Source organism: Lysinibacillus sp. NPDC093190 (genome assembly GCF_050280425.1).
In the GTDB taxonomy this organism is placed as follows: Bacteria; Bacillota; Bacilli; order Bacillales_A; family Planococcaceae; genus Lysinibacillus.
Genome location: NZ_JBNNVG010000019.1, coordinates 1 through 14,401, shown reverse-complemented (window position 1 = coordinate 14,401; position 14,401 = coordinate 1). Strand labels below are relative to the sequence as shown.

Below are 14,401 nucleotides of genomic sequence, written 5' to 3'. Positions count from 1 at the left end.
CATTGAATTCGTGAAATGAAGGAGATGCTTTTTATGAAAATGACGAAAGTCGTACCATTTGCCATGTCAGCATTATTAATCGGGGGCGCTGTAGTAGCTCCAACTGCATCAGCAAAAGAAGGAGAAGCGGTTGTGACGAACGCTACTGATAATAATGAACAAAATCCGCAAGTTCAACCTATTTTTATTAAAATAGCTGGAACAATTGAGAACGTTGAAAAACGTGAGGATTCAACATATTACACTGTTAAAGAAGGCGAAAATACAAATGTTTTTGTCGTAAATGACGATACACTAGTTTTCGATAATACTGGTAAAGAAGTTAAACTACAAAAAGGTGATAAAGTAACGGCTTACACGTATGCAAACAAGCCAATGCTAATGATTTATCCACCACAATATAACCCAGAAGTAATTATTGTTGAAACAAAAGAAATGGGAACTGTTGAAGTTGACTTTTTCAATAAAGAACTAGTGAATACTGATAACACGTTAAAGTTAAATGTTGGTAAAGAAACGGAATTACTTAGCCTGTCTGGTAAAAAAGTAAAGGCTGAGGATTTAGCAGAACAACATTTACTAGTGTTCTATACAATTGCAACAATGAGTATCCCAGCACAAACACCACCTTCAAAAGTTGTCGTTTTAGATACGATTGCACAAGAGCCAGGTGAGGTTGATCCGGGTGAAGTGGATCCATCTAAAGCTGCCGTACAAGAAATTATTAACAATGACTTTTATGAAGTTGAAGGTACTAAAATGGTACCACTACGTTTAATTGCCGAAGAGTTAGGCTTTAAAGTAGAATCAACAGGAAAAGGCGCAATTATTTCTAAAGGTGCATTATCTTATACAATTACACGTGGTCAAAAAGAATATGGCTATAATAAAGCACTTCGTCATTTTGAAGTAGCACCAGCTTTATTAGAACCAACAAAAACATATGTACCAGTTGAATTTGTTGAAGAATTAATGAAATAAAATGTTGTTTCCCCCCTTCATGGCATTATGCTATGAAGGGGTTTTTATCTTTACTCAGTAGATGTTTTAGAAGCGAAAGTGAAACGCTATCTTACATAAAAATGAGCCGAAATTAGCGTAATGCACATTAAAGTTGGCATAAGAGCATGTAGTTGATCACCATACGTTATGGTGATCAACTAGCTATTCATTTCTCATAATTCTCTTTAAATGGAAAACATATTTTTGTACAATAAGAGAATTAAAGTCAGATTCTTAAAGGAGAACTATATGAAGCAGGCATTAATTATAGTGGATATGCAGGAAGCATTCTTTTTGGATAGTGAAACCTACTTATTTGATTATGAAAAAGTATTAGAAAACATTAATATGTTAATAACTTGGGCACGGCATAGCGAAGTTCCAATTATTTTTATCCAGCATACGGATTCAAATAAAGATGACGATTTTGCGTTTGGCAAGCCAGGCTGGGATCTATATCACGGGCTTCTACGACAAACAGAGGATAAAGTTATTCAAAAAACAACGTGGGATGCATTCTATCAAACGGAATTAGCGCAATACTTACAGGAACAACAAATTGAGCAGCTTATTTTCGCTGGTGCTCAAACAGAATTTTGCCTTGATACGACCATTCGAAATGCTTATAGCCATGGATACCATCATAATATTTTAGTTGAAGGTGCACATACCACATTAGATAGTCACGTATTAAATGCACAGCAAATTATAAAGCATCACGAGTCCGTTTGGCACAATCGATTTGTGAACATTCAGCCACGTATTTTTTTTCAAACTAAGTAAAGAGGGGTTTCAATAATGCTCATAAACAGCCAAGAATTCTATAGCAATGAACTTCATTATACAATTAGATCTGCCAATATCGAAGATGCCCAAGTATTATCAGATTTAAGGCTACAACTTGATGGAGAAACGGAAAACTTCGATAGAGAACAAGGGGAAGGCTTTATCGATACGAAAGGATTTGAAACGATTATTAAGGAAGACTCAGAAAGTCCAAGGAATTTGTGTTTAGTGGCAGTGGTCGATAATCGCATCGTCGGATTTTCTAGATGTGCGGGCTCGCCATTTAAAAGAATTGCTCATAAAGTAGAATTTGGTGTAGGTGTATTAAAGGAGTTTTGGCGCTATGGGATAGGCAAAAACTTTTTAAAAACATCGGTAGAATGGGCTGACGCTAATGACATTAAAAAAATGGCTTTGCATGTTGTAGAGACAAATGACAAAGCAATTTTGCTCTATAAAAAGCTTGGCTTTGAAGTTGAAGGCGTCTTGAAAAATGATAAACTCCTTTCAGATGGCAACTATTATAATACGATTGTCATGGGAAGAATTAAGGCATAATTTTAAAATAAACCCAGCTAAGCAAATAGGTGCTTAGCTGTTTTTTTTTACAACAAAAACAACTTGCTTCTCAAATTGGTTACGAAAAAATGACCTGGACATACGATCCTTTGCAAACACGTAATGCATATTTGAATTTAACGATACGTATATTGGGAATTGCTACGGCAAGGGCAAGATGGAAGACGGTCTAAATGGTGGTCTCCCGAAGAGAACTATAAACAACTCAATTAGTATTTTTATAAAAAATAACACTCGAGACAGAAAATAACTAATCTATAGAAATGCCGTTATTTACAATCACTTTGCTGAATTTTCTGATTATAATTAAAGAGAACAAATTATAAGGGGTTGATAGAATGTCAGTAAAGGTTAATCCAAACGTTGAGCTAAGTCACCCATTATCACCATTATCTGAAGTAGAAATTGAAAAAGCTGTTCAAATAGTCAAGGAACAGCAACAGTTGTCTGAACATGTACGATTTATGTCGGTGATGTTACATGAACCTAAAAAATCAGAAGTACTAAATTACAAACCCGGTAATACTGTAGATCGCCAAGTATTTTTAGTGATTTTAGATGATAAAGAATTGAACACATTTGAAGCAGTTGTAAATTTAACTTCAGAAAAAGTTGATTCCTACGAACTTATTCCTGGCGTACAACCAAATGTAGCCTTAGAGGAATTTGAGCAATGTGAAGAATTAGTAAAGAGCCACCCTGATTTTGTAGCAGCTTTACAGAAACGTTGCATTGACAATCCTGATTTAATCATGGTGGATCCTTGGTCAGCAGGGAATTTTGGTGTTCAGGAACATGAAGGTAAACGTTTACTTCGTGCGATTTGTTGGCAAAAACAATCACTAGAAGATAACGGATATGCTTACCCTTTAACAGGTATTGTAACGTATGTAGATCTAAACAAAATGGAAGTTTACAAAGTAGAAGATCACGGTGTACGTCCAATTCCAACAACATCAGGTAATTACCATCCTGAAGTTGATGAATCAATTGTGTTTAGAAATGACTTAAAACCATTGGAAATCATTCAACCTGAAGGTCCAAGCTTTACAATTGAAGGTAATTTGATCAAATGGCAAAAGTGGAGTTTCCGCTATGGATTTACACCACGTGAGGGCCTTGTATTATACACAATTAATTACTATGACAAAGGCAAGGATCGTCCAGTTCTTTATCGTGCAGCATTATCAGAAATGGTTGTCCCTTATGGTGAACCAACATTTTCGCATAACACACAAAATGCCTTTGATGCTGGTGAATATGGAATGGGTCAATTAGCCAATTCGTTAGAACTAGGTTGCGACTGCTTAGGTGAAATTCAATACTTTGATGGTGTTGTAGCTGATGTTAAAGGAAATGCGCGTACGATCAAAAATGCGATTTGCTTACACGAAGAAGATTACGGGATTGGTTGGAAACATACAGATTGGCGTACAGGCCATGTAGAAGTACGACGCTCACGTCGACTAGTCATTTCATTCTTCTGTACAGTTGGAAATTATGATTACGGCTTCTATTGGAGTTTCTACCAAGACGGTACAATTGAAGCTGAAGTCAAACTAACAGGTATTTTAAACACTGGTACATGTGAAGATGGCATCCAAACAAAATATGGATCTGAGATTTCTCCAGGATTAAATGCATCACATCATCAACACTTCTTTAATTTCCGACTTGATACGATGTTAGACGGTGATAATAACTCTGTAGTTGAAACAGAAACAGTATCAGAAACATTGGGAGAACACAATCCGAATAGCAATGGTTTCTATCCTATTTCACGTATCTTTAAAACGGAGAAGGAAGCATTACGTAATTTAGATTTAAAAACTCAGCGTACTTGGAAAATTATCAATAAAAACTCACTTAACCGAGTGAATCAACCTGTTGGATATAAAATTTTGCCTGGCGAAAATTGCTTCCCATTTGCTCATGAAGAAGCAAGCGTTATGAAACGTGCCGGTTTCCTTAAACACCATTTACACGTTACGCAATTTGATGAAAATGAAAAATATGCAACAGGTATGTATCCAAATCAACATGCTGGAGGAGATGGACTTCCAAAATACGTTGAGAAGAACCGTTCAATTGATGATGAAGATATCGTCGTCTGGTACACAATGGGCCATCATCATATCCCGCGCCCTGAAGATTGGCCTGTAATGCCAACTGCTTACATCAATTTCCAGTTAAAACCGGTTGGATTCTTTGATCGAAACCCAGCAATAGACGTTCCTAGACCTGACAAGAAGTGTCACACAACTTCGTCTTGCCATATATAATAAAACTCTTAAAGGAGTGATTATATGCTACCATTCCTAAGCATGTTGGTGATTGTTACTTTTACGGTAATCACTAACCGTTTATTAAAACAGCGTTTTGCTAATCATGGCATGGCCAAGTGCTGTATAATGCTGATTTCTATGACAATGAGTACTGCTGTTGGGATGAATATGGCTACCTGGCTTCCCGATATGGTACTAGGTGCAATAGCATCTATTATTATTTCTATTGCATTAGGCTATTTACTGTCAACAGGCTTACCAATGTACCTATTCATGGAAAGTGTAGGATCTAGTTTTATGGGAGCAATGATGGGCGCGATGCTAACATTAATGACCACCCAATATTTAACGTTAAGCATTATCTTTTTTACAATGATGTTTATTGTAAGTGCTATCATTTCTATCGGTGTATGGAATCGTGAGATGTTTCCTATCTTTATAAAAGCCGTTCCAAAGCATATTTATATTGTGGCTAGTTTAATGATTTGTGTATTAGTATTAAGTAGTTTTGAGATTCAACATGAGGTACCTGTAAAAGAAGAACAACAGCATCATCATCATCATTAAAGGGGTCGATAATTATGATTAATGTTAAACCGAATATTGAAGAATTTGGCATTCAATTCAAAAAGAAATATGACAATTTTATTGGCGGTGAATGGGTATCACCTGTAAATGGAGAGTATTTCGATAATATTACGCCTATCACGAAAGAAGTATTTACACGTGTAGCTCGTTCAACAAAAGAAGATGTAGAGCTAGCATTAGATGCCGCTCATGAAGCTCAAAAAACTTGGGGGAAAACACCCGTAGCAGAACGGGCACGTATCTTACTAGCCATTGCCGATCGTATGGAAGCAAACCTTGAAAAAATTGCAAGGGTAGAAACTTGGGATAATGGGAAAGCGATTCGTGAAACTATGTATGCTGATATTCCATTGGCAATTGATAATTTCCGCTATTTTGCTAGTGCCATTCGCGCACAACAAGGGCAAGTGACACCTTTTGATGAGGATACAGTAGCTTATCATTTCCAAGAACCTATTGGTGTAGTGGGCCAAATCATTCCATGGAACTTTCCTATTTTAATGGCAGCTTGGAAATTGGCGCCAGCACTTGCTGCAGGAAATAGTGTTGTATTAAAATTAGCAGAACAAACGCCGGTATCATTCTTATTCGTAGTTGAACTTATTCAAGACCTATTACCAAAAGGTGTATTAAACGTCATTAATGGTTTTGGTGTAGAGGCAGGGAAAGAGTTAGCTTCAAGCCCACGTATTGCCAAAGTGGCTTTTACGGGTTCTACAGCTGTCGGCAAACTGATTATGAAATATGCATCTGAGAATTTAATTCCTGTTACACTAGAGTTAGGTGGCAAATCTCCTAATATCTTCTTTGAAGATGTCATGGATGCTGATGACGGATATCTAGATAAGGCGATTGAAGGATTAGTTATGTTTGCTTTAAATCAAGGTGAAGTTTGCACTTGTCCATCTAGAGCCTTGATCCATGAGTCTATTTATGATCGTTTCATGGAAAAAGCCATTGAAAGAGTAAAGCAAATTAAAGTTGGTGATCCATTCGAACTTGAAACAATGATGGGTGCACAGGCTTCAGAAGAACAACATAAAAAAATTCTTTCTTATTTTGAAATTGCTAAACAAGATGGCGCAGAATGTTTAATCGGTGGCGCCGAAAATCACCTTGATAATTTAGATGGTTATTTTATTAAACCAACTATTTTTAAAGGCAATAATAAAATGCGTATTTTCCAAGAAGAAATTTTCGGTCCTGTATTAGCAGTGACTACGTTTAAAACTTTCGAGGAAGCGATTGAAATTGCAAATGATACTATGTATGGACTAGGGGCAGCTGTATGGTCACGTAATACAAACGTTACCTATAAAGCAAGTCGAGAGATTCAAGCAGGACGTGTTTGGATAAATACGTATCACCAATACCCTGCAGGTGCAGCATTTGGCGGCTACAAAAAGTCAGGCGTCGGTCGAGAAAATCATTTAAAAGCTTTAGAATCGTATCAATCAACTAAATGTGTCTTAGCTAGTTACAACGAACAGGCGCAAGGATTCTTTTAATTTTACCTAAGAGTGAAGTGAGGGGGCGGCTTATTGAGTAGCTATTATCCAATCCAACCTGAATTGGTCCAAAAAGCGTATTCTTATAGAGAACTGACTCCAAACAGCAATTTAAACCAGGATATACTATTTTATTATGAGTTTGAACCAATAGGCATTAATAGTGATATTCATGTCATTCCTGATGCTTGCCAAGATTTAATGTTTTACATGGGGAAAGATCAAAAGGTTGTCTTAGGGAATACCCCGACTACACGTGAAATTTATTCATTTACCCCAAAAGGTAAATATTTTGGTGTTCGTCTAAATCCAAAACAAACAGTTATTCAATACAATTGCGCATTAAAACAAATTGTGCAACAACCGTTTGTTAATGTTGAATTAGGCTGCACACTAGACTCTAAATTTATACAAGCTGTTTTTGAAGCAGGAGATTTCGAACAAAGAGTGCAGATTTGTAATGAGTATTTTTGTTCTCAAAAAAAGGAAAAAAGCTTGGGTGATGAAATATTCGCTACTTGTTTTGATTCTATTATTGAAAATAATGGGCTGTTCTTACCAGATGTCATTCAGCATAAAACAGGTTATTCTGAGCGATATATCCGAGAACTTTTCTACAAAAAAACAGGTTTTGGACCAAAAAAACTAAGTAAATTCATACGTATTCAACTCTTACTTCAACATTTTTCTTTTGAAGAGACACCTGTAAACATTGACCAATATGGTTACTATGATCCTTCACATTATTACAAAGAATTTAAAAGCTTACTTGTCATAACACCTGCTGAATATATAAAAGAATTTTTAGGTTGGAAAAATATTAAACGAAAGTTTCTATCTTATTAGCCCCTCAAAACTTTCACTCTTTCTTATAAAGAGGCTGGGACAAAAAGAAAAAATGTTAGACCGATTGTATTTCGGTCTAACATTTTTTTGATTTAGGAAGGAACACTCTACTCATCGAAGCGAAAAAGTTATTATCTATTTTCGCTATTTTTCAAAATAATCGAGTTCTGTCCCAGCCTCTTATTTATTTATGAACAGCATACTTCCTTCCAGAAAAAAATATCAGTTAGTTTATCTACATTAACGATTCGCTACCCTAACAGAGAGTGTGTATTATCGGTATTAAAGAGTATGCAACCATAGAAATGGTTCTATGTTCTGTGGCTGTTGGATGATTCGCTCCAAAACACCCCCCCATATTTGGCGATGAACAAAACAAATAACATTACATAATATAAAAATAAGAAATATTTATCTTCATTCAGTCAAACACTTACTGAATGAAGATAAAGCCTCCGGCGGATGTCATGGATTTTGAAAGGAATAAATTGTGCTGGCACAATTCAAAATCCGGACTCAATTACGCCAAGGCGAAATTGATAAAAAAGGAGGATGTATTATTTCTATAGTTAGAACTGGTACCCTTCCTAACGGAGAAATACATGACGGCTGGGAAGATGTTGATGTTGTTTGGGACATTGATCGTTGGGAGAATGACGGCGGTAGAAGCCTTAGTACTCTGTATTAAGAGGAAAATACCCCGAGAGATGTGCTTATCGTAAATAAATTTTTCTATTGCCTTCCACGCTCTTCTGTAGAGGGCTTTTTTTATGTTCTTATTTGGCTCATCTTCAGTGGGGAGATACTATGGGGAATTTAATAATAAAAATGTATTATGCGGCTTGAGCTCTGAATTTTAAAGGGCTCAGGTCGTTTAATCGTTTCTGATTGCGACAGTGATTATAGGAATGGATATAGTCGTTAATCGCATAAAATGGCTTCTTGACCTTTGTTTGTGAATTACAAAAAAATATAAATTATTTGAACAGAAAATTGAAACTATTTTCCTTTTTTTACGTATTAATTAAGAGAAACACTAGGAGGTGAAATTTTGGAAGAAAAAATACAGGGAAAACAAACAAATGAGTTTATTGAATGGGTAAAGGCAATTGCATTCGCTTTATTGGTGGCATTTTTAATCAAGCAGTTTTTATTTACGCCAGTACTCGTAAAAGGAGCTTCTATGGAGCCAACACTGGTAGAAAGCGATCGTGTTATTGTTAATAAAATCGGTCCGAAATTTAAGTCAATTGATCGATTTGACATTGTTGTTATTAATAATGTTATGATTGACAATGAAGAAAAAAATATTATTAAACGTATCGTTGGTCTACCAGGAGATAAAATCGAGTATAAGGATGATCAATTATACATAAACGGAGAAAAGTACAGTGAGCCTTATTTAGATCAGTACAAGAAGGATTTAAAAGATCCTGGATCACTTACTTATGATTTTACGCTAGAACAAGATTTAGGTGAAACTACCGTACCTGAAGGGCATTACTTTGTATTAGGGGATAATCGTCGTGTAAGTAACGATAGTAGAAATCCTGAGTTAGGGTTCATCCCTAAAGAAAAAATAATGGGGACAACAAGTATCATCTGTTGGCCGATAGAGCACATTGACTTCAGATTTAACTGATAGATCGAAAGCTTAAAAACTTGATAAAGATAATAAACATGACCACTCCACGATGAGTGGTTTTTTTCATATTGTCATTTGTTAAATCAACATCCAGGAAACGAACGCACAAAGGGTATCATTGCACTAAATCGTGTTATTATTTTATCGAAGAGGCTATCGATTAAACAGATAGTCTCTTTTATTCAAATTGCTGGTATTTGCTGACTCAATATTTGAAGCGTTCGTATGGAGATATCTGATTCCTCAGCAATAGACTTCAAACTTTTACTGTGGTTAGGATATTGATCAATTAACCAGAGTTTGATAATGTTGGAAATATAAGAAAATAAAGGGGTGGGTGTTATGAAAGCTATTATTTTTGACTTCGATGGAACTTTGGCAAATACTTTACCAATTTGTTATTATGCCTTTCAGAATGTTTTCAAAGAGTTTGACAATAAAGACCTTTCTTCAGAAGAAATAAAAGCAATGTTCGGTCCCTCAGAAACAGGAATTATTAGAGAAAATCTAATAAATGCAAATAAAGAACAAGCTATTGAATTGTATTATAAAAAGTATTTAGAGAACCATTCTAACTTGGTTAAACATAATGTGGAAATTGATGAAATGATAAAACATTTAAATGACAATGATATTAAATTAGGAATTGTTACAGGAAAAGCAAAAAGGAGTTTAGATATTTCATTAAAAGCTCTTCAAATGGAGGATCTCTTTGATGTCATAATAACAGGGGATGATGTTATTAACCCGAAACCTCATCCAGAAGGAATAATCAAGGCATTATCATTATTGGGTGTGCGAGATAATGAGGCTATGTTTATTGGGGATAGTGATGCAGATATACAAGCAGGAAGTGCAGCAAATGTACATACGGTAGGAGTTCGGTGGTTGCAGGATGATCAAACTTTAGAATTTAATATTGAACCTAATTCTTTTTTTAACAGCGTTAATCAATTTGTTGATTTTATAAATATAGGTAATCGCAATGAGTTATAAATGGTTAGAGTGGGCAAAGAAGATACAATCAATATCCCAAGCAGGATTAACTTTTTCAAAAGACGTTTATGATATAGAACGTTATGAAGAATTAAGAAATTTAAGTACCGAGATCATGAGAGAATACACTGGATTAGAATTTAAAAAAATAAAGGATTTATTTACGAATGAAACAGGTTATCAAACACCTAAAATAGATGTTCGAGGAGTAGTATTTCATAACAATAAAATACTAATGGTAAGAGAAAAAATTGATGATCGATGGTCTTTGCCAGGTGGTTTCTGTGAAATAGGTTTGTCGCCTAGTGAAAACATTGTCAAAGAAATTAAAGAAGAAGCGGGTTACGATGTAGTTCCTACGAAATTACTTGCTGTATTGGATATGAATAAGCATCCTCATCCGCCTCAACCATATCATTATTATAAATTGTTTATTCAATGTGAGGTTATTGGTGGGCAAGCAAGAAATGGTTTGGAAACAAAAGGAGTAAACTTTTATCATGAAGATCATTTACCAAAGCTTTCTTTAGGGAGAAATACAGATACTCAAATCAAAATGCTTTTTGAATTCTTAAGAAATCCTAATAAAGATACAATATTTGATTAACAGTTATGAAGAATGGAAGCAGGCTAAGAATTGAGCGCTGTTCCTATGTAAATATAAAAGTCCAATTTCTTAATTTTGAAATTGGACTTTTATATTTATAATACAAAACCGATTAAAAAGGTGTGACTCAATAAACTTAATCATTTAATCCTTTTCCATCGAGAATTTGCTGCGTGCATTTTTCAATTCTTGACACTCGCGTTTTGGATTGTTTAGGTTGAGAAAAATGTAGAATATATGCTCTTTGTCGCCCTGGCGTCAATTCTTCAAAAGCAGTTTTCAAGGTAGGCATCTCATTGAATTTATTGTGAAGTTCTTCAGGAATTATGTATTCCTTATGCTCTTTCATTGGCACCTCTAAACCTGCTTTTTCTACTTCAATGGCTTCATAAATATAGTCTTTTATGATAGTTTCCATTCCAACTATTTCTTGAACGCTAGTGAAACGAATTTGGCGCGCTGCCTGTACATTTTCAGTCTGTTGAATCAGAATCCCGTGGGCATCCTTTAACAAGGCACCTTTGTGAAAAAGAAGCGCACAATAATCTTTAAATCCATGTATTAACACGATGTTTTTGTTCTCAAGCGTGTAACAAGGATGCATCCATTTAAATTCTTCAGTCAGTTCACAGTCAAGAACGATATTTCTCAACGCCGAATATTCTTCCTGCCACTTTTTAGCTTTACTTAAAAACTCATCAACCTTCGGATTCATTTTACTTTTTGTCATCAAGGAACACCCCTCTACAATTTATTAATCTGCTGATATCAATTTCTCTAATCGTTATATAATAAAACATTAATTAGTGCCATGTCTAGCTAAAAATAGGGAACTAATATCATTAATCTACAAAGGATAGTTACGAGTTTTATCTTTGCTAGTAGAACGATGAATTGTGGAGGACAATAAAGCCCGTTTTTTTAAGCTTTTACTAAATACGGATATAGTGTGTTCCTCCATATTATTCACTCTCAATTGAGTGGCTTTTTATTATGCATCAAAATCATATTACACAGTTAACCATTTCCATTCTATGATTAGTCTAGAAGGTGGTGGTAAAAGATGGGTAGTAATTTAGAACATATTAATATAAATTTTTGTGAACAAAACGGAGATGTAATTATGACGTATGACATCAACGACTCTCTATCAGCTTTGATTCCGAACGTTGGTGATGTAGTTAATATTGATGGTAATTACAGGGCAGTGAGTGAAAGAGCTTTTACTTACAGTCCAAAAAGTATAATAGTTACAATCTATTTAGAAGAATTATAATCAGGATTTTCGCATAATAAGTTGTGGCTTTTATTATGTGTTAATAATAAAAGAAAAATACTTTTATGTATTTTGTTAATTTAACTGTGACAATGCCTTTTCCTTTAGCATTGTCACCTGCTTAACTTGAAGAAGATTTTTTCAATTACAAAGAAAACCAAAAGTAATTCAGAATAAGTGAGCTTTAATTCAACTTTCATATTGTCACCACCTTTTATTTAGTAAATAACTATACTGTGCGGTGAGCGTAAATTATATTTCAACTATGTCAAAAGCAGAAGAAGTGACGAATTGGAATCCAGGTTCACCAGTATTTCAGGGAGGAGTAGAAAATATTATTAAATAGGGCATTGATAAGAAACATATACAAGCACAGCATTTTACAGCACTGCGCAACAAAGAACTTACTACAGATTGTGTTCAAGGCCTAGTAGCAACCGTGATGGATCGCAGTGGCTTGCTTAAATAAAGACATATTAAATTATAATGTTAGATTGGTAAATCGGTAATAAAACTAAATATGAGATCGAGATGAGAGGTATTATAAATGGAAATTAGAAAGCCGAACAACTTAGAACTAGAAGAAATTATAGCTCTTTCGCCACAAGCTTTATTTGAGGGTACACTGGGCGGAGTAAGAGCAACAAATGAAAAAGTTTTAAACCTTATAGAACCTCTTCTAAAAAAAGGGTGCTATTATTTGATAGCAACAGAGAATAATGAGTTAATGGGATGGATCCTAATTGGGGGAAATAAAGACCAATTTACGGAACAATTAAATGGGTTTATTTATGAACTATTTGTAAAAGAGACATTTAGAGGTAGAGGTATTTCGAAAGAATTAATGCATGTTGCCATTGAACAATTGAGACAGGAAGGATATTCCGAAGTTAGACTTAGTGCTTACGTAGGGAATAATGCTATTAAACTATATGAAAAAATGGGATTTAGTTTAAGAACAGTAAGTATGAAATTACAGTTATAAATAAATCCTTATTTAATCTAAAAATGACAAATGACCAGCAAAGCTAATTTAGAACTGCACCCCGTCAAGTAGACAGTGGAAATAATAAAGATTGTATTAAGCGGCTTGATTCCTGAATTCTAAAGGGCTCAAGCCGTTTAATCTTTTCTGGTAGCGATAGTGATTATAGAAATGAATATAGTCATCTATCGCTAGTTTTAACTCTTCATATGAATCGTATTTATGTAGATAATACTTCTCACATTTCAATGTGCCCCAGAATGCTTCAATCGGTCCATTATCAATACATCGACCTACACGTGACATACTTTGTGTCAGTTTTGCTTTATCGATGATTCGCTTAAATCCGTGTGATGTATATTGAAAGCCTCGATCGCTATGAATTAATGGCTGCTCACCTTCTTTTAATGAACGAATTGCTAATTTTATCGTGTTAAATACCAATGGATCATTATTTGAATGTCCTAACACGTAGCTCACAATTGAACCATCATATAAATCGATAATTGCGCTTAAATAAGCTTTCTTCCCATTTCCATACTTGAACTCGGTGACATCTGTACACCATTTTTCATTTGGCTTTTCCGCTTTAAATGCCCGATTTAACACATTTTCCGCCACATGATGCGCTGGGGATTTACGATAAGGCTTTCGCTTTCGCCGAATAACGGACTTCAACCCACTCACCTGCATCAAACGATAAATACGCTTCTCATTAACTACCGCTTGATTATTCTCTTTTCGCTGACGATTGATTGTCAACGCCATACGACGATAGCCGTAAATGCCATCTACTTGTTGGTAAAGAAGGTGAATATCCTTTAAAATGGCTTCATTTTCAACTTCTCTGTTAGAAGGCTTGCGACCTAGCCACTTATAGTAAGCAGCTCGTGAAACATCAGCGATTTCACATAATAAAAGAATCGCAAGTTTTTCCTCTTGATGTAATTCTTGAATGGCTAAATAGCGTTGTTGTAAGCGAATTTGGCTTAGCGATGCCTCCTTTCGATTTCCTCTAACTTTTTTAAAAATAGATTTTCTGCACGTAAGCGCTCATTTTCACGCTCAATACGTTGAATCTCTAATTTCAATTTCTCTTCAACGGTTAATTCAACCTCATCTTTTGTGCGACCACGGCGATCACGTAATCCTTCTTCACCATTTGCTTCCAATTTCTTCGTCCATTGATACACTTGCTGATACGAAACACCATAAGTGTGTGCTGCTAACTGATAATTTTTCTGGTGCTTCAAACAGTAGTCGACAATTTCAATACGCTCCTCAAAAGTTGTTTTTCT

At 35.1% G+C, this 14,401-nt stretch carries 14 protein-coding genes and 2 pseudogenes; 13 read left to right on the top strand and 3 right to left on the bottom strand.

Annotated features, from left to right (window positions below):
* Positions 1-33 precede the first annotated feature (33 nt).
* The 8 genes and pseudogenes from ACQKOF_RS15325 (at position 34) to ACQKOF_RS15290 (ending at position 7,594) form a co-directional block, all read left to right on the top strand.
* Positions 34-981 carry a stalk domain-containing protein gene (locus ACQKOF_RS15325; protein WP_427558637.1) on the top strand — a complete coding sequence of 316 codons (948 nt, stop codon included), beginning with the start codon at positions 34-36 and terminating at the stop codon, positions 979-981.
* 270 nt (positions 982-1,251) lie between these two features.
* Positions 1,252-1,785, top strand: coding sequence for a cysteine hydrolase family protein (locus ACQKOF_RS15320; protein WP_427558635.1), 534 nt, complete (start codon positions 1,252-1,254; stop codon positions 1,783-1,785).
* A 15-nt stretch (positions 1,786-1,800) separates the two neighbouring features.
* A complete protein-coding gene (locus tag ACQKOF_RS15315; RefSeq protein ID WP_427558632.1) occupies positions 1,801-2,346 on the top strand; it encodes an N-acetyltransferase family protein in 546 nt (181 codons plus the stop codon).
* A 50-nt stretch (positions 2,347-2,396) separates the two neighbouring features.
* A pseudogene (locus ACQKOF_RS15310) lies at positions 2,397-2,554 on the top strand (GNAT family N-acetyltransferase); the annotation flags it as partial.
* A 151-nt stretch (positions 2,555-2,705) separates the two neighbouring features.
* A complete protein-coding gene (locus ACQKOF_RS15305; protein ID WP_427558629.1) occupies positions 2,706-4,649 on the top strand; it encodes a primary-amine oxidase in 1,944 nt (647 codons plus the stop codon).
* Between the two features lie 24 nt (positions 4,650-4,673).
* Positions 4,674-5,219, top strand: coding sequence for a hypothetical protein (locus ACQKOF_RS15300; RefSeq protein WP_427558626.1), 546 nt, complete (start codon positions 4,674-4,676; stop codon positions 5,217-5,219).
* A 14-nt stretch (positions 5,220-5,233) separates the two neighbouring features.
* Positions 5,234-6,748, top strand: coding sequence for an aldehyde dehydrogenase family protein (locus ACQKOF_RS15295; RefSeq protein WP_427558624.1), 1,515 nt, complete (start codon positions 5,234-5,236; stop codon positions 6,746-6,748).
* A 33-nt stretch (positions 6,749-6,781) separates the two neighbouring features.
* Entirely contained in the window at positions 6,782-7,594 is an 813-nt protein-coding gene (locus ACQKOF_RS15290; RefSeq protein ID WP_427558621.1) for a hypothetical protein, read from the top strand.
* Positions 7,595-8,427: 833 nt separating this feature from the next.
* Here ACQKOF_RS15290 and ACQKOF_RS15285 read toward each other — a convergent pair.
* A complete protein-coding gene (locus ACQKOF_RS15285) occupies positions 8,428-8,520 on the bottom strand; it encodes an IS3 family transposase (protein ID WP_427558854.1) in 93 nt (30 codons plus the stop codon).
* Between the two features lie 125 nt (positions 8,521-8,645).
* Here ACQKOF_RS15285 and lepB point away from each other — a divergent pair, with 125 nt between their 5' ends.
* The 3 genes from lepB to ACQKOF_RS15270 all read left to right on the top strand — a co-directional run bounded on the left by lepB (position 8,646) and on the right by ACQKOF_RS15270 (position 10,842).
* On the top strand, positions 8,646-9,236 hold the full coding sequence (gene lepB, locus ACQKOF_RS15280; protein WP_427558618.1) for a signal peptidase I: 591 nt from the start codon (positions 8,646-8,648) through the stop codon (positions 9,234-9,236).
* Positions 9,237-9,581: 345 nt separating this feature from the next.
* The gene (locus ACQKOF_RS15275) at positions 9,582-10,235 is read left to right on the top strand and encodes an HAD family hydrolase (protein WP_427558615.1); all 654 of its coding nucleotides are present in this window, start codon (positions 9,582-9,584) and stop codon (positions 10,233-10,235) included.
* Entirely contained in the window at positions 10,225-10,842 is a 618-nt protein-coding gene (locus ACQKOF_RS15270; RefSeq protein WP_427558612.1) for an NUDIX hydrolase, read from the top strand. Before ACQKOF_RS15275 ends, ACQKOF_RS15270 begins: the two co-directional genes overlap by 11 nt.
* 136 nt (positions 10,843-10,978) lie before the next feature.
* On the opposite strand, the gene ACQKOF_RS15265 is transcribed toward ACQKOF_RS15270, so the two are convergent.
* Positions 10,979-11,572, bottom strand: a complete 594-nt coding sequence (locus ACQKOF_RS15265) for a YdeI/OmpD-associated family protein (protein ID WP_427558609.1) — start codon at positions 11,570-11,572, stop codon at positions 10,979-10,981.
* 333 nt (positions 11,573-11,905) lie between these two features.
* Here ACQKOF_RS15265 and ACQKOF_RS15260 point away from each other — a divergent pair, with 333 nt between their 5' ends.
* Together ACQKOF_RS15260 and ACQKOF_RS15255 are read left to right on the top strand one after the other, a co-directional pair.
* Positions 11,906-12,118, top strand: coding sequence for a hypothetical protein (locus ACQKOF_RS15260; protein ID WP_427558606.1), 213 nt, complete (start codon positions 11,906-11,908; stop codon positions 12,116-12,118).
* Positions 12,119-12,665: 547 nt separating this feature from the next.
* The gene (locus tag ACQKOF_RS15255) at positions 12,666-13,103 is read left to right on the top strand and encodes an N-acetyltransferase family protein (RefSeq protein WP_427558603.1); all 438 of its coding nucleotides are present in this window, start codon (positions 12,666-12,668) and stop codon (positions 13,101-13,103) included.
* A 96-nt stretch (positions 13,104-13,199) separates the two neighbouring features.
* Here the strand turns inward: ACQKOF_RS15255 and ACQKOF_RS15250 are convergent.
* A pseudogene (locus tag ACQKOF_RS15250) lies at positions 13,200-14,401 on the bottom strand (IS3 family transposase); the annotation flags it as partial.